We start from the raw sequence: 19,625 nt of genomic DNA on the forward strand, positions 1-19,625 counted from the left end.
GGGAATCACAGATTCAGCACTCGCGCTGACACACCACCAGACCACATTGAGGATGGGACGATGAACAAAGCCCGAAACTTCTCAGTGCTGTTTTCAACACTTTTCCTCTTCTGGATTTTGCTCAACGGCTCGGTTGCAACCGATGTCCTGTGGGTGGGTGTTGTAGCAGCGTTTCTCATCTCGCTGCTGTTTCGCGATGGAACGGCCTTTGTCTCGGAGTTGCGCCTCAACCCGAAGGCACTGTTTACTTCGGTGATTTACGTGTTTTTCTTCGTTAAGGAACTGGTCAAGTCCAACATCAACCTGGCCAAGATCGTCCTGTCACCCGAACTGCCTCTCAAACCCGGCATTGTCAAGGTCAGAACCCGGCTCAAGAGTCGCATGGGTCGTTTGCTGCTGACGAGTTCGATCACCTTGACACCTGGCACCTTGACCGTCGACCTGGTCGGCGAGTGGATTTATGTGCACTGGGTGACAGTGGACTCACCCGATATCGAGGGCGCCACAGCGGCCATCGTGAGTGGCTTTGAACAGTATCTGGAGGTCATGTATGGTTGATTCATTGGTTCAAGTCGCCGCCTTGCTGACCAGCCTGGCATTTTTTCTGGCATTGTACCGGTTTCTCAAGGGACCTTCGGTGGCAGACCGGGTGGTGGCGTTCGATGTACTGACGATTGTTGCAGTGACGGCGATCGTGCAGATTGCTTACGCCGAAGGGCGTGGCATTTATCTCGATGTAGCGCTGGTCTACGCGCTGCTGTCATTTCTGGGGGTGATCGTGGTCGCCCGGTATCTGGAACGGGGGCTTTGATGGAGAACTTACTGGCTATGGCGGGGGGCTTCCTGATGGTCGCCGGTGCTTCTTTTCTTTTGCTGGGAGGCCTTGGACTGGTGCGTATGCCTGACGTTTTCAATCGAATTCAGGCGGGCACCAAAGCCACAACGCTTGGAACACTCCTGAGCCTGGGTGGTGCAGCATGCATTCAACCAGACTGGGCACTCAAGTTGTTCTTGATAGGCTTGTTCATCTTGTTCACGAACCCGATTTCGTCGCAGGTGCTGGCGCGTTCAGCGCACCGCATCAGAGCACAAAAAACACCCATGACATCCGTTGACCGTTTGGCGGAAGACACCGGGGAGACAACATGAGCAGCATGATTTTCTTGATGACCATCGTCTTGTGCGCGGTCATGGTGGGTGGCGCCTATGTGGCAGTCAGTGGGCGCAGTCTGCCCATTGCCATATTGGCGGCCGGTCTGGTGAGCCTGGTCGCATCGGTGCTGTTCCTGATTCTGGCGTCACCCGATGTGGCGATGACGGAGGCCGCCATTGGCAGTGGATTGACAACATTTTTGTTCTTTTTCGTCTTGGGGCGCGTGCGCGGTGGCGAAAACGACGGAGACAAGCATGATTAAGCGTTTCATCGCCTTTGCCATGATGGCAGGCCTGGGGGTCATTTTCATGGCACTGCTGGCCGGATACGAGCCCGACGCCGCACTCAACCTCACCGCACTCTATTACGCCGAGAACACTGCGCGTGAAATCGGTGCAGCCAACATCGTGACCGCCATTGTGGTGACCTATCGGGGTCTTGACACCCTGGGCGAAGTCACGGTGCTGTTTTTGGCCTCCACCATCGTCGGGCTAGTTTTGTCGATGGGCAGAAAAACCCAAGCGGGTCACTCCAAGCTGGTGCCAGTGGGCGAGTTGCTGACCACGGGTAGCCGCTTTTTGGCGCCGCTGGTGATGCTGCTGGGCGTTTACATCTTCGTCAACGGTCACCTGACACCCGGTGGCGGCTTCCAGGGAGGCGCGGTGATTGCCTCCGGCGCGTTGCTGCTTCTTTTGGCAGATCCGCTCAAGCACCTCAGTCACACCTTGATCTCAGTGGTCGAGTCATTTGCCGGCGCGGCCTATGTGCTGATTGGCGTACTCGGGCTGATATTGGCCGGTGGGTTTCTCGATAACCGGTTTCTGCCGCTGGGTGACTTGGGTGTCCTGTTCTCTGCAGGTGCGATCCCCCTGATTTACTCGCTGATTGGCCTCAAGGTTGGCGCCGAGTTTGCATCGATTCTGGCCAATCTGTCCCAAACGGAGGAACTGTGATGTCACATATCGCAATGGCGACCGGCTTTCTGCTGATTTTGATCGGCTTTTATGGGGCACTGACCCAGCGCAACCTGATGCGAATGATTGTTGCGTTTACCGTGGCCGACTCAGGTGTCAATCTGGTCATCGTCAGCATCGGCTATATGCGTGGCCGCACCGCGCCTATCCTGGACTCAACACTCAGTGCCGTTGACGCGGCAGCACGAATCATCGACCCGGTTCCACAAGCCCTGGTACTGACAGCGATCGTGATTGGTGTTGGCGTGACCGCGCTGATGTTGGCCTATGTCTACAGGCTGTACGAGAAGAACCGCACGCTCGACATCGCGCACTACACGGAGTTGAAATGGTAAGCGCCATCTACATCATTGTGGCCGCACTGGCGGCGTCGTTCCTGCTGGGTCTGCTCAAAGAAAGCAACCGCGGGCTGGCTTTTTTGATCACACTGGCCACGCTAGGTTTTATGACCTGGGTTTCTGGAAGCTGGCTTGGGTTGTTTTTGTCGCAAGACGCCGCCTCGGTCGAAATCTTTACCGCTGGCACCAAGCCACCCTTTGCCATCAATCTGCGCATGGGCCTGCCTGAAGCGGCACTGACCTTGCTGGTCAATGCCACCGGCTTTCTGGCTGCGCTGCACCTCAAAGACGCGCTCTATCGCCTGGGCAACCGGTCGATGGCGGTGCTGATGGTGACCATCATGGCCTTGTGCGGCGTGATTCTCACGCGTGACATCTTTAACCTGTTTGTATTCTTTGAGCTGCTTGTCATCTCAACTGCCGGACTGGTGTTGCTATCGGAGGATGGTCGCGCCTTGGCAGCAGGTTTCAAGTACTTGATCGTTTCTCAGGTGATCTCGGTGTTACTGTTGATCGGCATCATCTTTGCTTACCATGCAACGGGTACGCTCAATATTGATGGCATGGCTCAGGCATCGCTCATTGAGCAGATGGGCGGCGCGATGGCTTTCTTTTTCATGTTCATTGCCATCCTGGCCGAAGTCAAACCCTTTCCAGCCAATGGCTGGGCACTTGACATCTACGAGTCGGCGCACCCCTCGTATTCGGCTGTTTTCTCGGCCGCATCAGGGACCGCGGCGCTGTTTGCGGTGGACAAACTCCTGCTCATTGGCGGCCCCACCTGGTACCCAATGGCCACCACGGTGGGCATCATCACCTTTGCGGCGGCCAATTTGTTTGCCCTCCCCCAAACCAATGACCGCAGGCTCCTGGGTTACTCGTCCATTGCACAGACTGGACTGGTCCTGGCGGTGCTGGGGCAACGCGATGTGTTGGGTGATCTGACCAACTATGTGGCATTTGGCTTGTTGCTCTCGCACGCCGTTGCCAAAGCCGGGCTTTACTGGCTATCGGGTTTGGTTCAGGGGCGTTTGCTCACGGACTGGACAGCGCTGCGCGAGCGTCCGCTGCTGATCTTTGCGTTTATTACGTTTGTTTGCATGCTCAGTGGCTTGCCGCCTTTCCCAGGCTTTTACGCGAAATGGGAACTGGTGCGGGTGCTTGCCGCGGAAGGCAGATTGCCGCTCCTGGCAATGATTTTGGTCGGTGCCCTGATTGAGGCAGGCTACCTGTTTCGCTGGTTTGGCTACATCATCAAACGCGACCCAGTGGCGCAGACGGTAAGTTGCGTCAGCCACAAGGCACTGCCGCTGTTTGTGGCGGTGATTGCCGGTTGGCTACTGGGTTATGTGTGGGGCGATCTATCCGGGCGCACCAACTTGCTGCTGACCATTCCACTGGCGTTTGCGCTGGCGTTCCTGGTGCTTGACTGGTTGCCTGCCTGGGCTAAAAACACCCTGGCCATCGCTGGCATGGTGGCATTTTTCTACCAAACCTATACCGAGTATGACCCGCTGCGTCTGATCTTTGCCGTGATCTTTTTGATTGGCGGCGCCGTGACTTTACTGGCCAGTTACGCCTCCCACGGCCGGCGCATCGGGTTTTACCCCGCTGCCATGCTGATGTACGCCGGCTTGGTGATGCTGATCCGTGCTACCGACACCTTTGACTTTTTCAGCGCATGGGAAATTTTGACCGTGGGCTCGTATTTCCTGATTCTGCGCGGCAAGCACTCCGAACCCCACGCCCTTTCCTACATCGCCTTTTCTTTGGGTGGTGCATTCCTCATCCTGACAGGTTTTGCTCTGGGCGCACAGGGCGCTGTTCAATTTGATGTTGCCGGCTTGAGCCAACTGGTTGCACCGTTGGCGCCTTGGGTATTTGCCCTGTTGGCGCTGGGGTTCATGACCAAGACCGCAGCCATTGGCCTGCATGTCTGGCTGCCGGGCGCCCATGCCGAAGCCGAAACCGATGTCTCACCCATGGTCTCAGGCATTTTGCTCAAAGCCGGGTTGTATGGCCTGATCATGCTGCTGATGACGATGGGCAAGCAACAACTCTTTGGCGTCGAACTCACCCATGTACTGATGTGGATTGCGGCCTTGACCGCCTTGCTGGGCAACCTGATGGCGATCTTTCAGGAAGACGCCAAGCGGCTGCTGGCCTACTCCTCGATCGGCCAAATGGGCTACGCCATGTTTGGTCTTGCCTTGATGAACCACCTGGGCTGGCTGATGGCGCTGATGTTCGTGATCAACCACTACATTTACAAGGCGATGCTGTTCCTGGCCGTGGGTGGCGTGGCCAAACGCACTGGCACCAAGGACATGTACCGCATGGGCGGCCTGATTACCCTCATGCCACTCTCGTTCATCGCGGTGCTGGTCGGCATCATTGCCGTCTCGGGCTTGCCACCGCTGTCGGGCTTTGGTGGGCGCTGGATTTTCTACAACGCCATCATCTCTGCGGAGTACCGGCTGCCCATGATCCTGATCTTCCTGGCCGGTCCGATTGCCTTTTTGTACCTGTTCCGTTTAATCTACGCGATTTTCCTGGGCCAACTCAAGGACGAGTTCCGCCGTGTCAAAGAGGCGCCGTTCTGGATCATCCTGCCGCAAATGATTTATGTCGTGCTACTGGTGGTCTTCGCGATCTTTCCCGGCATCGCCTTGCGTAGGGTGGATGCCTACCTGAACCAATTTTTCCCCGAGGGTGGATTGGGATGGACCACCGGCAACACCATTACCAGCAGTTACGGGTATTGGAATCCGATTGCCATCATGATCAGTGTGGTCGTGATCTTTGCAACGCTGTTTGCCTGGCTGCTTTTCGTTGATCGCAAGGCGCAGAAAGTCAAACAATTCAACATCGTGTTTTCAGCGGAGCGTCCGTTCCGCCCGGAAACCACCCATTTCGCCTGGAACTTCTTCGCGCCTTATCGTAAAGCGCTGGGATTCTTGGTGACACCTCTGGCCAGCCGCTTCTGGGATGGGCTGACCAACTTGCTCCATGCAGTGGCTGATTTTGCCCGGCGCCTCTACAACGGCAACGGACAGAGTTATGCATTTCACTTCCTGGCCTTTGTTCTACTCGCCTTTCTTCTCCGGATGGGAGCCTAGTCATGTCCTTCGACTGGATGAAAATCCCCTACGCCTTTTTGACGCTGTTCATCGTTGTCAATTTCGGCTTTCTGATGAACGCGTTCATCGCCAAAATTGCCGCCCGGGTTGGCCGTCGCCACGGTATTCCCATCTGGCAGTACTACGCTGACATGGTCAAAAACTATGGCCTGCGCTCGTCCATTACCCATGGCGTGATGTTTTACCTTGGCCCGGTGTTTCGTTTGTCAGGCGGCGTTGGTTTGCTGCTGTTCATGCCGGCGATTTATGGCTCGACCATGTTCTCCAACCTGTCGTTTGCTGGCGACCTGATTCTGGCTTTGTACTTCATCTTCTTCGGCACCTTGGGCATGGCACTAGGCGCAGGAGAAAGCGGTCATCCGCACGCGGCCATCGGGATCACGCGCGGCTTGTCGCAAGTCACCACCGCTGAGCTGCCGTTTGCGCTGGCCGTTTTTTCTGTGTCGCTCCAGTACCAGACACTCAATGTCACCGAAATCGTTGCTGCCCAACAGGGCGGCATGCTGAACTGGACGCTGTTTACCAATCCGCTGGCGGTCGCTGCGGCAATGCTGTCGTTCTTGGGCTCCATGATGCGCCCGCCGTTTGACATCGTGATTGCCCCGCAAGAAATTCCAATTGGTCCGCCCACCGAATACCACTCGTCGTATCTTGCGCTAATGCAGACCAATCGCGCCATCTTTCCTGTGGCCAAGATCGTGATCTACATGAATCTCTTTTTTGGTGGCGCCTCCGACTGGCCAACCTTCTTCTTCAAAGTGTTTCTGATCTATTTGTGGTCGGCCTTTGTAGGCGTCGTATTCCCGCGTTTTCGTGTCGAGCAGTCGATTCGCTGGTTCCTGGTCTGGGCTGTGCCGCTGGGCATCCTCTCTATCGTATGGGTGAACTGACATGAAAGAAGAACTAAAAATCCGCGTGGTCAAGGGTCCCGATGGCACCCAGTTTGAGGTCGACCCGCTACGCGACTACTTTTGCGAGGCCGCACCCAGTGTGCATCCGCCTGCTTACCTGAAGATTGTCGAGGACCTGTTCAATTGGGCACGGGCCGAGTCGATCTGGATTCTGGGTTTTGGCACCGGTTGCGGCGCCATCGAGATGCGCCCGCTGATGACACCGCGCTTTGATGCGTATCGATTTGGCGTTCAATGGCGCCCCACGCCACGCCAGGCCAATCTGTTCATCATCTCGGGTTACCTATCGGTCAAGACGCTCAAACGCGTCGTGCGCGCCTACGAGCAGATGCAAAACCCGAAATACGTGATTGGTTTGGGTTCCTGCACCATCAACGGTGGCATGTATTGGGACTCCTACAACACCATCAAGCGCCTGGATGACTATCTGCCGGTTGATCTTTACATCGCAGGCTGCATGCCCAGGCCAGAAGCGCTCATCGCTGGCTTCATGGACTTAAAAAAACTCATTCGTGCCGGCAAGGCCGAAGGTGCCAACCAGTACGCCGAAAATTTCGCCTGGTACAAGGCTAACCAAAAGCATGTCATCCACGACTGGGACATGCCTGACTACAACTGGTAAGGATCCAAAATGCGAGAACTCCATACCAGCCTCAAAGCGCTCTTCCCCATGGGCGAACTGACCGAGCAACGCCCCAATCTGGCGTTTGTTACCGTTCCCAAAGAGTACCTGCGGCCCATCGCCACTCATCTGCGCGACCTAGAAGGCTATACGCATCTGGTGCTGTTGACAGCAGTCGACTGGCTGGAAGACGAGGTGTTTCAACTCACCTACCTGTTGCACAACCGCCAGAAGGCGCGTGATATTGGCCTTCGCGTGAAATTGCCGCGACTGTCCGCCTCGATGGAAAGCATTCACGAACTTTGGCCCACGGCAGCCACCTACCAGCGCGAGCTGCGCGAAATGTTCGGCATCGACTTCCCAGGCAGTCCGCGTCTGGAAGAAGAATTCATCCTTGAAGGGTGGAACGACATACCGCCCTATCGGCGCGACTTTGACACCAAGAAGTACGCCGCGGAGAGCTACAGGCAGCGACCGGGCCGCGAAACCCACGACCCGGCGAAACATATGAAGCAGCAACTATATCCAGGCGGGCTTTGAAATGAGTATTTTCACCCCTGACCGCTCGCAGTACCCCAGCGCCCGGGCTGACGGCACGCTCGACATCGATCTCACCTCGGGCAAGTACCTCAAACTTTGGCAAGGCCCCAACCACCCTGGCATCACCGGCAACATGTCGGTGGAACTCACCGTTTGCGGTGATGAGGTCGTCGAGGGTAAGACCCATGTCGGCTACCTGCACCGCGGGTTCGAAAAATTGATGGAGCGGCGCACTTTCATCCAGTGCTTTCCAATCGTCTGCCGTATTTGCGTGCCCGAACCAGACTTTAATGAATACTGCTACGCCGCCGCCGTGGAAGAGCTCGCGGGCATTGAGTCACCCGAGCGCGCCAACTGGATTCGTGCCCTGATCCTGGAGATGGGGCGCATCAACAGCTACCTGATGTACCTCGGCGGGCAGGCTGGAGCGTTGGGCCTGGGTGTCATTGGCCAGTGGACCACCTATGCCCGCGACCTCATGCTTGACCGCTTTGAAGAGCTGACTGGTGCGCGGATTTACCACATGTTCATCATCCCAGGTGGCGTGCGAGACGTGCTTCCGGATGGTTTTGACCAGCGCATGGAAGACACGCTGCGGGAGATCGAAAAAGTCATGCGCGATGTCTGGGACGTGATGTTCTGCAACGCCGTGTTCAAAAAACGCACCGTGGGTATGGGCGTGATTGACCCGAGTTGGCTCGACACCTATGGCGTCACCGGCCCGAACGCCCGCGCAGCGGGTGTCGCCAAAGATGTTCGCAAAGATGACCCGTACCTGGTGTATTCGCAGATCGATTTTGAGCCTGTGATCGGCCACAACTCCGACATCTACACCCGCTCAGACGTGCGCCGGCGTGACCTGCTGATGTCGGTTGACATCGTGCGTCAATTGCTGGCCAAGATGCCACGCACCGGCCCCGTGACCGTGCCCACACCCAACGTACTGCACTGGAAGATTGCGCGCGGCGAAACCTATGTGCGCGGCGAATGTTCACGCGGCGAATACGGTTATTACCTGGTCACCGATGGCAGTGGCTACCCGAGGCGTGTCAATGTGCGCGGCCCGTCATACACCCATGCCATGAGCTTGCTCGAGCGCATGATTGTGAACGTCAACATTTCCGATGTCGCCTCACTGATGGTGTCGCTGCATACCTATCCGCCAGAGATTGAGAGATAACCATGACAGTTCGTGACGTCCTCTCGCCCTTCACCGCGTGGAAAAATGTTTTCCTCGATCCGGTGACGATCCGCGATCCGCTCAATGACCGTCCCGGCGCACCACGCTACCGTGGCTTTCACCAGAACGACATCGTCAAATGCATAGGCTGCGGCACCTGCGAGACCATCTGCCAGAACGGCGCCATCGACATGATTCCAGTCGACGGTGTCCAAACCAAGCAAGGTGACTCCGGCCTGCGCCCACGCATCGACTACGGCCGCTGCTGCTGGTGCGCGCTGTGTGTGGATGTGTGCATGACCGGCTCACTCACCATGTCCAACGCCTACACCTGGGTCGACGGCAATCCTGATGCATATCTGTACACGCCTGGCATCGACAAAAAGCATTGGGATAACGCCGAGCTGGGTTACCACCGCCCACAAGACCATCAGTTGACCAGTCGTGTGCGCGAACACATGCACGAGCTTGAGCCCGATGTACGCATCTGCTCATTTGCCGAAATCGTCGACGGTTACTCGGTCGAGCAGGCCAAGGCCGAGGCTGACCGCTGTGTCTCGTGTGGCCTGTGTATTGCCACCTGCCCCACCCACATGTCGATCCCCGACTACATTGCCGCGGTGCGGGATGGCAACTACGAACGCGGCGTGGAACTGTTGTATGAGACCAATCCGTTCTCTGGTGTGTGTGGTCGGGTGTGCACGCACAAGTGCGAAACCACCTGCGCTGCGCGCCATGAAGGCGACCCGATCGCCATTCGCTGGCTCAAACGCCACATCATGGACCAGGTGCCATTTGAGCGGCGCAAAGAGCTGATCGTCGGCAGCTTGCCTGCTTCGAGCGGCAAAAAGGTGGCGGTGGTCGGTGCCGGCCCGGCCGGTTTGACCGCCGCATTTGACCTGGCCAAACAAGGCCACAGTGTGACTGTGTACGAGGCGCTCGACAAGCCGGGTGGCATGACGCGCTGGGGTATCCCGGAATACCGGCTTCCTTACGACATCATCGATGAAGATGTGGACCTGATTCGTGCGGTGGGTGTGGACTTGCGTTGCAATACCGCGATTGGCAAGGACATCAGCCTGACCGAGCTGCGCGACGCCCATGACGCTGTGCTGCTGGGCCTGGGCCTGCAACTGGGCCGCGGTACCCGCATTCCCGGCAGCGATCACGCCGATGTGCGCAAAGCGGTCGACCTGCTGCGCCAGGCCACCGCAGGTGAAGACTTTGGCACCCCGCGCCAGGCGGTGGTGATTGGTGGCGGCAACGTGGCCATGGACATTGCACGCACACTGGCACGGCTACAAAAAGCCAGCTTCGGCGAAGTCAAGGTGATATTGACGGCACTCGAAGACAAGGCACATTTTCTGGCGGACCCCGAGGAGATCAAGGAAGCCGGCGAAGAAGGTGTCGTGATCATCGACGCACGTGGACCACAACACGTGGTGATCGAAGACGGCAAGGTTGCCGGGTTGAAGACCTGGCGCGTCAAGGCCATTTTTGATGAGCAGGGGCGCTTTGCACCCAGCTACGACCAGACTGACGAGCAGTTTCACCCGGGCAGCATGGTGGTCGAGGCGATTGGTCAAATGACCGATACCGCTTTGCTGGGCGATGCCTTGACTGAACAGTTGGCCTGGCAACGCGGCCGCCTGCAGGTGGATGCTGGCGGCAGAACCAGCGAGCCGTGGTTATGGTCGGCTGGCGACATGGTACGTGGCCCCGACGTCGTGACCGCAGTTGCCGATGGGCATCGGGTAGCGGCCAGTATTCACGCCATGATCACAGCAGATGGAGGAGCAAAATGAGCGCAGGTGCACGCAGAATCGACGTCCTTCGTGGGACAACCAGCCTCCAGGAGGTGCTCGACGTGGCCAACAGTTTTGAAGCCAGCGCACGCGATTTCTACACCGGTCTGATTCCCAAAGTCAGCAAACGCATCCGCTACCTGGTGGAAGAACTGGCCGAAGAAGAGCAAAAACACTTTGACCTGCTGGCCGAGTTGTCCAAACGCAGCGACCTGGTGGAACAGGTCAAGATCAGAATCGAAAAAACTGCCAGTGACAGCAAGTTTTCCGATTGCTTGCATTTGCCCAACCTGGGTGACCACCCCGATGACCAAGCGGTGTTGCAGTACGCCATGGGGCGTGAACACACGGCCATGAGCCACTATCGGGAACTGTCGCTGTCAGCACCCGAAGGCCCGATTCGTGACCTGTTCACGTTTCTAGCCGGTGAGGAAACCTCGCACAAGCTGGAACTCGAAAAACTCTACTACGAGACCGTCCATCGCGGCGGGGGCGTTTAGGGACGCGTACTGCCGCTCGCCCCGGTGGCCTTTGGCGCATTGGCCAAAGTGGCACTGTCAACGCAGACCAAGCGCTCTATCATGGGTCATTCCACTACTGGTCTGAACCCATGCGCGACGCCACTTCTGACACCATCTCCGCCTTTCTGACGGAGCATCGGATCCACGAGGTCGAGTGTGTCATCCCCGACATGACCGGCATTGCCCGGGGCAAGATTCTGCCCAGGGATCTGTTTCTTGCGGCGGGCGAGATGCGTCTGCCCAAAAGTGTGTTGCTCAACACCGTCAACGGCCAGCAGCCCGACAACGGCCCCCATGTGGGTGAGACCGACCCCGACATGGTATGCCTGCCCGACGTGAGCACAGCGCGTGTGGTGCCTTGGGCGGCGGAACCGGTGGCGGTGGTGATTCATGACTGCCATGAAGACGATGGCTCACTGGTGCAGCTGGCACCCCGCAGTGTGTTGCGCCATGTGGTGTCGCTGTATGAGAAACAGGGCTGGAAGCCAATCGTCGCCCCGGAGATGGAGTTTTACCTGGTGGCACGGCAGAAAAATCCGCACGAACCTCTGCAACCGCCGTTGGGACGCACCGGTAAGTCCGAGGCAGGCCGGCAGTCGTACTCGATCGACGCGGTCAACGACTTTGATCCGTTCTTTATGGAGCTGTCGCAGTTTTGCAGCGTGCACCGGCTCGGCGTGGAAACGCTGATTCACGAGGCCGGCGCGGGTCAGATGGAAATCAACTTCAGCCACGGCGACCCGATGGATCTGGCCGACCGGGTGTTTTTGTTCAAACGTACGGTGCGCGAAACGGCGCTACGCCACGGCATTTTTGCCACCTTCATGGCCAAGCCGATGGAGATGGAACCCGGCAGCGCCATGCACATCCATCAGAGCATTCTGGACGCCGACACCGGCCGCAACATCTTTTCCAATGCCGATGGTTCGGCCAGCGTACATTTCAGGCATTACATCGGTGGCTTGCAAAAGTATGTACCGCAGGTCATGCCGATGCTGGCCCCCTACGTCAACTCCTACCGGCGCCTGTCGCGCTTCATGTCGGCACCCATCAACGTGCAATGGGGTCTGGACAACCGGACCTGCGGCATTCGGGTACCCAAGTCCAACCCGCAAAACCGCCGGGTGGAGAACCGCGTGCCCGGGGTGGATGTCAACCCTTACCTGGCCACCGCTGCCACGCTGGCCTGCGGTTACCTGGGCATGATGGCGCAGCTTCAGCCCACTGACCCAATGACCAGCAGCGCCTGGGACCGCGACTACGAGTTGCCGCGCCACCTGGAAGACGCCATCACCAGAATGCGTGCCTGCGAACCCCTGGCCGAGGTGTTGTGGCCGTCGTTTGTGCAAGCCTTTTGCGCCGTGAAAGAGCTGGAGTACGCCACCTACAGCCGTGTCATCAGCTCGTGGGAGCGTGAGCACCTGCTTCTACTAGTCTAATAAAGATAGCAATCAAAGGACGTCCAAATTGCGCTAGAGGCCAAAAATGCATGAAATTTCCGCCGACACACGCAACTCTCTGGTCCACATCGAGCGGGCGCGTTTCGTCGCCTCTCACCCCAAATCACAGGCGTTGGCGGCACAAGCCGCACCCCACTGGCTGTTTGGCGTGCCGCTGCACTGGATGAGTGACTGGTCCACTCCGTTTGCACTTCAGGTGGCCAGCGCCAGGGGAGCCTGCGTCACCGATGTCGACGGTCACGACTACGCCGACTTTTGCCTGGGCGATACCGGCGCCATGTTTGGCCACGCCCCACCTGCCGTGGTCAGCGTGGTGCAGCAGCAGGTGGCCCTGGGTTGCACCGCGATGTTGCCGGGTGCTGACGCCGCCTGGGTCGGCATCGAATTGGCGCGGCGTTTTGGTCTTCCGGTGTGGCAAAGCGCCCTTTCAGCCAGCGACGCCAACCGCTTTCTGTTGCGCTGGGTACGTGCAGCCACCGGACGCCAAAAATTACTGGTATTCAACGGCTGTTACCACGGCACGGTGGACGACGTGTTTGTTGATCTGGTTGACGGCCAGCCGCGCCAAAGGAGCAGTCTGCTGGGGCAGGTGTTTGACCTGACCGCCCACACACGGGTGCTTGAGTTCAACGACCTGCCGGCGCTGGCAGCCGCGTTGCAGGCGGGCGATGTGGCGTGTGTTCTGGCCGAGCCGGTGATGACCAACGTTGGCATGGTGTTGCCACAGCCTGACTTTTGGCCACGGGCCCAGGCACTGATCCACCAACATGGCGCGTTGTTGATTCTGGATGAAACCCACACCTTCAGTAGCGGCCCGGGCGGCTATGCAAAAGCCCATGGTCTGCAGCCCGATGCGCTGGTATTGGGTAAACCGATTGCCGGCGGACTGCCCTGCGCGGTCTATGGCATGACGGCCGAACTGGCCCGGCGCGCCACCCAGGCCAAGCGCGACGCACCCGCCGGGCATTCAGGCATCGGCACCACTCTCAGCGCAAATCTGCTGACCATGGCCGCCATGCGCGCCACACTCAGTGAGGTGGCAACGCCGGCGGCCTTCGCGCAGATGATCGCGTGCGCCAGCACCGTCAGCGAGGGATTGCGGGCCAGCCTTGCGCGCCACCACTTGAGCTGGTGCGTGACACAAGTGGGCGCGCGTTGCGAGTTTCAGTTTGGCCCGCTGCCACCCTTGAATGGCAGCCAGGCGCAACAGCTGTTCGACCCGGAACTGGAGCACCTGATCCACCTGGCATTGCTCAATCGCGGCGTGCTGATCACACCGTTTCACAACATGCTGCTGTGCAGTCCGGCCACCCGTGCGGCCGACGTCACCCGGTTGTTGGATGCATTTGACGATGTGCTGGCAGAACTGACGCGGTGAGCGTTTTGCACCCAAAGCCAACAAGCGCCGTGCGGATTGCCAACACCCTCTGCATGCGCCTATAGCAAAACCAGGTGATCCCGCGCGATGGCCGCAGCCAAGCGTGCGTTGTTCAACACCAGCTGAATGTTGGCGGCCAGGCTGTCGCCACCGGTCAATTCACACACCCGCGCCAGCAAAAACGGGGTGGACTCCTTGCCAGTGATGTGTTGCTGTTGTGCCTCTTGCAGGGCTTGTTCCACTGCCGCATCAATGGCTGCGCGCGGCATGGCAAAGGCCTCGGGGATCGGGTTGGCCACCACCAGCCCACCGCTCAGGTTCATGGCCCACTTGGCGTGCATCACCTGGGCAATGGCCTGGGCGCTGTCGAGCTGGTAGTCCACTCTGTACTGGCTGTCGCGGGTATAGAACGCCGGTAACCACGGGGTCTGGTACCCAATCACCGGCACGCCATGGGTTTCCAGGTATTCCAGCGTCAAGCCCAGGTCAAGGATGGACTTGGCACCAGCGCACACCACCGCCACCGGGGTCTGCGCCAGTTCCTGCAAGTCAGCCGACACGTCAAAGCTCTGCTGCGCCCCCCGGTGTACGCCACCAATGCCGCCGGTGGCAAACACGCGAATGCCGGCCATGGCGGCAATCACCATGGTCGCTGCGACCGTGGTGGCACCGGTCGCACTGGCGGCCACGATGAACGGGATGTCGCGACGGCTGACCTTGACCACTCTGCGCCCACTCTGGCCCAGGACTTCAATCTCTGCCACCGTCAGACCGGCCTTGAGCCGTCCGTTGATGATGGCAATGGTGGCCGGCACTGCACCATGGGCACGTACTTCGGCTTCAACCTGCAGAGCCGTGGCCACGTTCTGCGGATACGGCATGCCGTGCGAAATGATGGTGGACTCCAGCGCCACCACCGGGCGGCGCTCGGTGATGGCTTGTGCCACATCGGGATGGATATCCAGGTAGGAATGGGTCATGGTGCCATGCTCAGGGTGACATTGCGCAACAACTGCGCAACGGAAACAACAGACAAACTGGGGTGATTGGACTGCTCGGCGCTCACCGTCAAAGCCGCACATGCCAGCGCAAACGGTATGGTTTCAGCCAGGCTTTGGCGGCTCACAAACCCGTGCACCAGGCCAGCCATCAGCGCATCACCACCACCGGTGACATTGACCACCTCGGCAGGTACCGTGCCCTGCCAGCCGTGTGCTGCCCCCATGTCGCTCCAGTACACGCCGCGTGCGCCCAGGCTCAGCACCACCTGCTGTACGCCTTCGGTATGCAGCCATTGCGCGGCACGCTCTATCTCGGCATCACTTTGCACCGCCCAGCCGCATAGCGCCTGCGCCTCCTGCCGGTTGACCTTGAGTGTGTGCACCTGGTCCAACCACGGCACGAGGCGCGGGCATTTGAATGCCGACACAGTGTCCACAAACACCGGTGTGTTGCCCCGATTGGCAAACACCCAGGCCAAGGCATCCGCCGTCAGGTTGCAGTCCAGCACCAGGGCGGCGGCGTGGCGCACCCGGTCAGCCTGTGGGGCCAGCTTTTCAGGTGTGATGCAGTCCAGTATGCGCATGTCATTCACAGCAACTGCCAGGTCCCCAGCGGGGCCATGCAAGGACACGTAGGTGGACGTGGTCTGGCCATTGAGCACCCAGCAGCCCTGCACGTCGACGCCCGCTTTCTGCGTGGCCTCCAACAGGCTGCGGCCAAACGGATCGTCACCGACGGCGGCCAGCAAGCGGGTATCAACCCCCAGTCGCGCCAGGTTTTCTGCTGCGTTGCGCGCCACACCGCCTGGGGCACAGCGTACCAAGCCGGGGTTGGAGTCTGCGGGCACCAGCGTGCGCTCAGTGGTGGCCGAGATATCCATGTTGGCCCCGCCCAGCACCAGCACAAAACGCGGGTCGGCCAGCACATAGCCTTTGCCCAGAATGTGCCCTTTCTGCGTCAGGTTCATGATGTGGCCTGCCACTGCTGAGCGGCTGATGCTCAGTCGATCCGCCAGGGTTTGCTGGGCAATCAGCGGTTCATCACGCAGGATGGCCAGGATTTGTTGCTCACGCTCTGTCATAAACAAAAGTTTATCATACAAACTTTTGTTTGCCCGTCAATGATTCAAACCTGCGGTGCTGATCGCTGGACCAAGGCAGGCGTGCGATGCAGATCCCAACAGACTTTGTCACCGAGGAACAACAAGGCGGGCGGCACTGAAAACGTTCACATGAATGTCTTATCTTGATCGATACTTGTCCTGCATGAATTGGCTTTGTGCAGTTAAAACATGCACCATGAAGCCTTTCAACTTGCAGGAAAATTCATGAAATCATGTCTTGTTTTGATTGATTCACAAGAGTCGTTCCGCCAGCGCAGCTACTTCACCGCCACCGACTTGCCTTCTTATCTGGCCGCTCAAAACGCCTTGATTGATGGCTGCGTGGCCAGCAGCGTCCCCATCGTTCGGGTCTTTCATGTGGATGGACCTAAAGTGGCGAGCAACCCGTTTTCTATCGAATCCGGTTTTGTGCGGCCGCTGGCTGAACTGCATGCGTTTGAGCCCAGTGCCACTTTTTTCAAGAGCCGCCACAGCGCACTGGTGGGCACGGGGTTGGACGTATGGCTGACACAGCACGGCATACAAAAACTGATCATCAGCGGTATCCGCACCGAGCAATGCTGCGAAACCACCACACGCCACGCCTCCGATCTGGGCTGGCAGGTGGACTACTGCCTGGAGGCCACGCTGACCTGGGACATGCAGCAGATCGACGGCAGCACCTTGCGTGCAGTCGACATCAAGGCACGCACCGCCACGGTGCTGAAAGATCGCTTTGCCACCATCTGCAACGTGGCGCAGGCGCTGGAACGCACAGTGCACCCAGCAAAAGCTTGATGAAAATCGCGTCGCACACGCCGATCCAAGTCTTGTTTGTACTGCAGCCAGGCAGCCTGCTGCTGGACTGGGCCGGGCCGGCCGAAGCCCTGCGTCTGGCTAACCAATGCCTGCAGGCACAGGGCCAGGCTGCGCGTTTTGTTTTGCAGTTTGTTGGCACGCAGCCGGTGGCGCCAACCTCGGTCGGCTGCGCCGTCACCGGGCTGCTGCCGCTGCCCTCACCCTTGCTCGCCAACCCGGCAATGCCCACCTGGATCGTGCTGGTGGGACAGCCTGGTCAGGTCATCGACATCAACCAGGCGTCAACGCAAACCCTGTTGCATTGGTTGCGTGGCCTGCGGCTGCAAACCCAACAGCTGGAACTGGTGACGGTGTGTGCCGGCGCCGTGCTGGCAGCCCATGCAGGCTTGCTCAGTGGCAAACATGTGACCACGCACCACCAGCATCTGGTTGAATTGCAAACAGCCGAGCCCACCTGCCATGTGGGTGAAAACCGGGTGTTTGTGGAGGACGCGCCGGTGTACAGCAGCGCAGGCGTGACGACCGGCATCGATTTGACGCTGCACCGTATTGCGCAAATTTGCGGCGAAGCCATCGCCGCTCAGGTGGCACAAATCATGGTGGTCGCCATGCGCCGCGGTCCGCAAGACCCCGAGCTATCGCCATTTCTGGCTTACCGCAACCACTTGCACCCGGCACTGCACCGGGTGCAAGATGCCATTGGCAGCCAGCCTGCGTTGGATTGGCATCTGGCCGCTATGGCGGCGGTGGCGTGCACATCACCCCGGCACCTGACACGCTTGTTCATGCTGCACACCGACATTGCGCCACTGCAATACCTGCGCCGGATTCGCCTGGCCATGGCACAAACGGCACTGAAGTCCGGTCGCAACGTGACACAAGCCGCGGCTCTGGCAGGCTTCAGCTCCGACACCCAGTTGCGCCGCGCCTGGCGCAACCTGGGCGAAACCGGCACACCCACCCAAATGAAATCAACAAAGAAACCCGAACCCAAAAGTCGCCCGCAACGCGGCGCTGGTATGTGAGACCACCGCCATGAAACTCGGCACAACCCACGATCGAGGCGCAGTATTGGATCGGCAGCAACTGGTTACCTTGACGAAACCGACAAACACGCCGCGGTGGCACTGGCCAGTGCATCGGCCATACGCGCCTGACGCGTTGGATTCTTCAACTGCAACTCTTCGTCCCGGTGGCGGATCACCCCGGCCTCCAGCAACACAGCTGGTACGGTGGTTGAGCCCAGCACCAGCAGGGTGTCGTAATACCAGACCCCATTGTCAGCATCAGCCGCCTTGTGCTTGCGCGCGTGCCAGGGTGTGGGCACAAAGCCGGCCCGACGCAACAAGCGTCCCATCAGAACGGCGCAGCGCAGACTGGTCGCAAGGTCAGGATTGCGGCTGGAGACAAACAGCCCAAAACCCCGCTTGACCACAGTGTGGGTGGCAGTTCGCCCACGCCATGTCCAGGGCAGCAAGAATTCGGGGTCGATCGAGTCGTGGTGCACCGACACAAACAGGTCGCTGCCCAGCCCCGCCAATGGGCGCTGCGTCAGGCTGCTGATCTGACCATCAAAATTGACTTCACGCACCCGCAGCTCGCGGCTGCGCAAGGCTTTGGCCAGATGCACCGCGAGGTCGCGGTTGAAGTCGAATTCAGCGCGGCCACGGGCACTGAGCGCGCCACTGTCTTGCAAGCCGTGGCCCACATCCACGCTGACCACGGCTGCATGGGCAGCCATCGGGCGGGTTGCATGCAGCAGGAAAAGAAGCAGAAAAAACAGGTGACGCCAGTTCGACATCGACAAATTATCAGCGCCCAACCAACCCTTCACCCTTGTCCAGCCCCAGCAGCCGCACCGCGTTGTCTTTCAGAATACCTGGCATCACTTCCGGCTTGAAGCCGGCGTCTTCAAAGTCCTTCATCCAGCGATCCGGGGTGATCAGTGGGTAGTCACTGCCAAACAGAATGCGGTCTTTCAGCAGCGTGTTGGCGTATTGCACCAGTTGCTTGGGGAAATACTTGGGGCTCCAGCCGCTGAGATCAATCCACACATTGGGCTTGTGGGTGGCCACACTCAACGCCTCGTCCTGCCACGGAAAGCTCGGGTGCGCCATGACGATCTGCATGTCCGGGAAATCGACCGCCACGTCGTCGAGGTGCATCGGGTTGCTCAAAGCCAGCCGCAGGCCACCGCCGCAGCGCATGCCGCTGCCAATGCCGCTGTGCCCGGTGTGAAAGATGGCGGGCATTTTGTACTCGGCAATCACCTCGTAAATCGGCCAGGCCATCTTGTCGTAAGGGTGGTAACCCTGCACCGTGGGGTGAAACTTGAAGCCCTTGATGCCTTGTTCCTCGATCAGCTTGCGCGCCTCGCGTGCGCCCATCTTGCCCTTGTGCGGGTCGATGCTGGCAAAGGCAATCATCATGTCGGAATTAGCTTTGGCGGCTTCGGCCACCTCCTCGTTGGGCACGCGGCGGCGGCCCATCTGGGCTTCAGCATCGACGGTGAACATCACCAAGCCGATTTTTCGCTCGCGGTAGTAGGCCACTGTTTCGGCAATGGTCGGGCGGCGGCTGTTGCGAAAGTACTTGTCGGCAGCGCGGTCGTACTCCTCGCCGTAGTTGTCAAACGGGTTCCAGCAGCTCACCTCGGCGTGGGTGTGGATGTCGATGGCCA

General features: G+C 59.0%; 21 protein-coding genes. 17 read left to right on the forward strand and 4 right to left on the reverse strand.

Features of this window, described 5'->3' with window-relative positions:
- Positions 1-60: 60 nt before the first annotated feature.
- From KBF66_RS08850 to KBF66_RS08920, 15 genes are all read left to right on the forward strand, one after another.
- Positions 61-558, forward strand: coding sequence for a Na+/H+ antiporter subunit E (locus KBF66_RS08850; RefSeq protein ID WP_296655242.1), 498 nt, complete (start codon positions 61-63; stop codon positions 556-558).
- Entirely contained in the window at positions 551-811 is a 261-nt protein-coding gene (locus KBF66_RS08855) for a monovalent cation/H+ antiporter complex subunit F (RefSeq protein WP_296655243.1), read from the forward strand. Before KBF66_RS08850 ends, KBF66_RS08855 begins: the two co-directional genes overlap by 8 nt.
- On the forward strand, positions 811-1,149 hold the full coding sequence (gene mnhG, locus KBF66_RS08860) for a monovalent cation/H(+) antiporter subunit G (RefSeq protein ID WP_296655246.1): 339 nt from the start codon (positions 811-813) through the stop codon (positions 1,147-1,149). The genes KBF66_RS08855 and mnhG overlap by 1 nt, the downstream gene beginning before the upstream one ends.
- Positions 1,146-1,415, forward strand: a complete 270-nt coding sequence (locus KBF66_RS08865) for a hydrogenase subunit MbhD domain-containing protein (protein ID WP_296655249.1) — start codon at positions 1,146-1,148, stop codon at positions 1,413-1,415. Before mnhG ends, KBF66_RS08865 begins: the two co-directional genes overlap by 4 nt.
- On the forward strand, positions 1,408-2,106 hold the full coding sequence (mbhE, locus tag KBF66_RS08870) for a hydrogen gas-evolving membrane-bound hydrogenase subunit E (protein WP_296655252.1): 699 nt from the start codon (positions 1,408-1,410) through the stop codon (positions 2,104-2,106). Before KBF66_RS08865 ends, mbhE begins: the two co-directional genes overlap by 8 nt.
- On the forward strand, positions 2,106-2,462 hold the full coding sequence (locus KBF66_RS08875; RefSeq protein WP_296655254.1) for a cation:proton antiporter subunit C: 357 nt from the start codon (positions 2,106-2,108) through the stop codon (positions 2,460-2,462). The genes mbhE and KBF66_RS08875 overlap by 1 nt, the downstream gene beginning before the upstream one ends.
- A complete protein-coding gene (locus KBF66_RS08880; protein WP_296655256.1) occupies positions 2,456-5,584 on the forward strand; it encodes a proton-conducting transporter membrane subunit in 3,129 nt (1,042 codons plus the stop codon). The genes KBF66_RS08875 and KBF66_RS08880 overlap by 7 nt, the downstream gene beginning before the upstream one ends.
- A 2-nt stretch (positions 5,585-5,586) precedes the next feature.
- A complete protein-coding gene (locus KBF66_RS08885; RefSeq protein ID WP_296655258.1) occupies positions 5,587-6,495 on the forward strand; it encodes a complex I subunit 1 family protein in 909 nt (302 codons plus the stop codon).
- A gap of 1 nt (position 6,496) precedes the next feature.
- Positions 6,497-7,138, forward strand: a complete 642-nt coding sequence (locus KBF66_RS08890) for an NADH-quinone oxidoreductase subunit B (RefSeq protein ID WP_296655260.1) — start codon at positions 6,497-6,499, stop codon at positions 7,136-7,138.
- 9 nt (positions 7,139-7,147) lie between these two features.
- The gene (locus KBF66_RS08895; RefSeq protein WP_296655263.1) at positions 7,148-7,678 is read left to right on the forward strand and encodes an NADH-quinone oxidoreductase subunit C; all 531 of its coding nucleotides are present in this window, start codon (positions 7,148-7,150) and stop codon (positions 7,676-7,678) included.
- Between the two features lies 1 nt (position 7,679).
- On the forward strand, positions 7,680-8,858 hold the full coding sequence (locus tag KBF66_RS08900) for a hypothetical protein (protein WP_296655266.1): 1,179 nt from the start codon (positions 7,680-7,682) through the stop codon (positions 8,856-8,858).
- Between the two features lie 2 nt (positions 8,859-8,860).
- A complete protein-coding gene (locus KBF66_RS08905) occupies positions 8,861-10,663 on the forward strand; it encodes an FAD-dependent oxidoreductase (RefSeq protein WP_296655268.1) in 1,803 nt (600 codons plus the stop codon).
- Positions 10,660-11,163 (forward strand): ferritin family protein, encoded by a 504-nt coding sequence (locus KBF66_RS08910; RefSeq protein WP_296655270.1) that lies wholly within the window; start codon positions 10,660-10,662, stop codon positions 11,161-11,163. Before KBF66_RS08905 ends, KBF66_RS08910 begins: the two co-directional genes overlap by 4 nt.
- Positions 11,164-11,273: 110 nt before the next feature.
- Positions 11,274-12,623, forward strand: coding sequence for a glutamine synthetase family protein (locus KBF66_RS08915; RefSeq protein WP_296655272.1), 1,350 nt, complete (start codon positions 11,274-11,276; stop codon positions 12,621-12,623).
- Positions 12,624-12,669: 46 nt separating this feature from the next.
- Positions 12,670-14,022 (forward strand): aspartate aminotransferase family protein, encoded by a 1,353-nt coding sequence (locus tag KBF66_RS08920; RefSeq protein ID WP_296655274.1) that lies wholly within the window; start codon positions 12,670-12,672, stop codon positions 14,020-14,022.
- Positions 14,023-14,081: 59 nt separating this feature from the next.
- Here the strand turns inward: KBF66_RS08920 and KBF66_RS08925 are convergent, their stop codons facing one another.
- Both KBF66_RS08925 and KBF66_RS08930 read right to left on the reverse strand, forming a co-directional pair.
- The gene (locus KBF66_RS08925) at positions 14,082-15,002 is read right to left on the reverse strand and encodes a pseudouridine-5'-phosphate glycosidase (protein WP_296655277.1); all 921 of its coding nucleotides are present in this window, start codon (positions 15,000-15,002) and stop codon (positions 14,082-14,084) included.
- Positions 14,999-16,105, reverse strand: coding sequence for a PfkB family carbohydrate kinase (locus KBF66_RS08930; RefSeq protein ID WP_296655279.1), 1,107 nt, complete (start codon positions 16,103-16,105; stop codon positions 14,999-15,001). Before KBF66_RS08930 ends, KBF66_RS08925 begins: the two co-directional genes overlap by 4 nt.
- Before the next feature lie 246 nt (positions 16,106-16,351).
- Here KBF66_RS08930 and KBF66_RS08935 point away from each other — a divergent pair, with 246 nt between their 5' ends.
- Positions 16,352-16,924, forward strand: coding sequence for an isochorismatase family protein (locus tag KBF66_RS08935; protein WP_296655281.1), 573 nt, complete (start codon positions 16,352-16,354; stop codon positions 16,922-16,924).
- On the forward strand, positions 16,924-17,970 hold the full coding sequence (locus KBF66_RS08940; RefSeq protein ID WP_296655284.1) for a helix-turn-helix domain-containing protein: 1,047 nt from the start codon (positions 16,924-16,926) through the stop codon (positions 17,968-17,970). The genes KBF66_RS08935 and KBF66_RS08940 overlap by 1 nt, the downstream gene beginning before the upstream one ends.
- A gap of 65 nt (positions 17,971-18,035) precedes the next feature.
- Here KBF66_RS08940 and KBF66_RS08945 read toward each other — a convergent pair whose 3' ends face one another.
- On the reverse strand, positions 18,036-18,686 hold the full coding sequence (locus KBF66_RS08945; protein ID WP_296655287.1) for an N-acetylmuramoyl-L-alanine amidase: 651 nt from the start codon (positions 18,684-18,686) through the stop codon (positions 18,036-18,038).
- 70 nt (positions 18,687-18,756) lie between these two features.
- Positions 18,757-19,625 (reverse strand): amidohydrolase family protein (locus KBF66_RS08950; protein ID WP_296655289.1); only part of this gene is annotated, 869 nt, incomplete at its 5' end.

Origin of the sequence: Rhodoferax sp., from assembly GCF_018063565.1 — a bacterium.
GTDB lineage: Bacteria > Pseudomonadota > Gammaproteobacteria > Burkholderiales > Burkholderiaceae_C > Rhodoferax.

Coding starts and splice junctions, on each gene's coding strand:
- KBF66_RS08850 (WP_296655242.1), top strand. CDS start 61: ATGAACAAAGCCCGAAACTTCTCAGTGCTGTTTTCAACACTTTTCCTC.
- KBF66_RS08855 (WP_296655243.1), top strand. CDS start 551: ATGGTTGATTCATTGGTTCAAGTCGCCGCCTTGCTGACCAGCCTGGCA.
- KBF66_RS08885 (WP_296655258.1), top strand. CDS start 5,587: ATGTCCTTCGACTGGATGAAAATCCCCTACGCCTTTTTGACGCTGTTC.
- KBF66_RS08890 (WP_296655260.1), top strand. CDS start 6,497: ATGAAAGAAGAACTAAAAATCCGCGTGGTCAAGGGTCCCGATGGCACC.
- KBF66_RS08935 (WP_296655281.1), top strand. CDS start 16,352: ATGAAATCATGTCTTGTTTTGATTGATTCACAAGAGTCGTTCCGCCAG.
- KBF66_RS08910 (WP_296655270.1), top strand. CDS start 10,660: ATGAGCGCAGGTGCACGCAGAATCGACGTCCTTCGTGGGACAACCAGC.
- KBF66_RS08940 (WP_296655284.1), top strand. CDS start 16,924: ATGAAAATCGCGTCGCACACGCCGATCCAAGTCTTGTTTGTACTGCAG.
- KBF66_RS08865 (WP_296655249.1), top strand. CDS start 1,146: ATGAGCAGCATGATTTTCTTGATGACCATCGTCTTGTGCGCGGTCATG.
- KBF66_RS08930 (WP_296655279.1), bottom strand. CDS start 16,105: ATGACAGAGCGTGAGCAACAAATCCTGGCCATCCTGCGTGATGAACCG.
- mbhE (WP_296655252.1), top strand. CDS start 1,408: ATGATTAAGCGTTTCATCGCCTTTGCCATGATGGCAGGCCTGGGGGTC.
- KBF66_RS08920 (WP_296655274.1), top strand. CDS start 12,670: ATGCATGAAATTTCCGCCGACACACGCAACTCTCTGGTCCACATCGAG.
- KBF66_RS08875 (WP_296655254.1), top strand. CDS start 2,106: ATGTCACATATCGCAATGGCGACCGGCTTTCTGCTGATTTTGATCGGC.
- mnhG (WP_296655246.1), top strand. CDS start 811: ATGGAGAACTTACTGGCTATGGCGGGGGGCTTCCTGATGGTCGCCGGT.
- KBF66_RS08915 (WP_296655272.1), top strand. CDS start 11,274: ATGCGCGACGCCACTTCTGACACCATCTCCGCCTTTCTGACGGAGCAT.
- KBF66_RS08925 (WP_296655277.1), bottom strand. CDS start 15,002: ATGACCCATTCCTACCTGGATATCCATCCCGATGTGGCACAAGCCATC.
- KBF66_RS08945 (WP_296655287.1), bottom strand. CDS start 18,686: ATGGCTGCCCATGCAGCCGTGGTCAGCGTGGATGTGGGCCACGGCTTG.
- KBF66_RS08880 (WP_296655256.1), top strand. CDS start 2,456: ATGGTAAGCGCCATCTACATCATTGTGGCCGCACTGGCGGCGTCGTTC.
- KBF66_RS08905 (WP_296655268.1), top strand. CDS start 8,861: ATGACAGTTCGTGACGTCCTCTCGCCCTTCACCGCGTGGAAAAATGTT.
- KBF66_RS08900 (WP_296655266.1), top strand. CDS start 7,680: ATGAGTATTTTCACCCCTGACCGCTCGCAGTACCCCAGCGCCCGGGCT.
- KBF66_RS08895 (WP_296655263.1), top strand. CDS start 7,148: ATGCGAGAACTCCATACCAGCCTCAAAGCGCTCTTCCCCATGGGCGAA.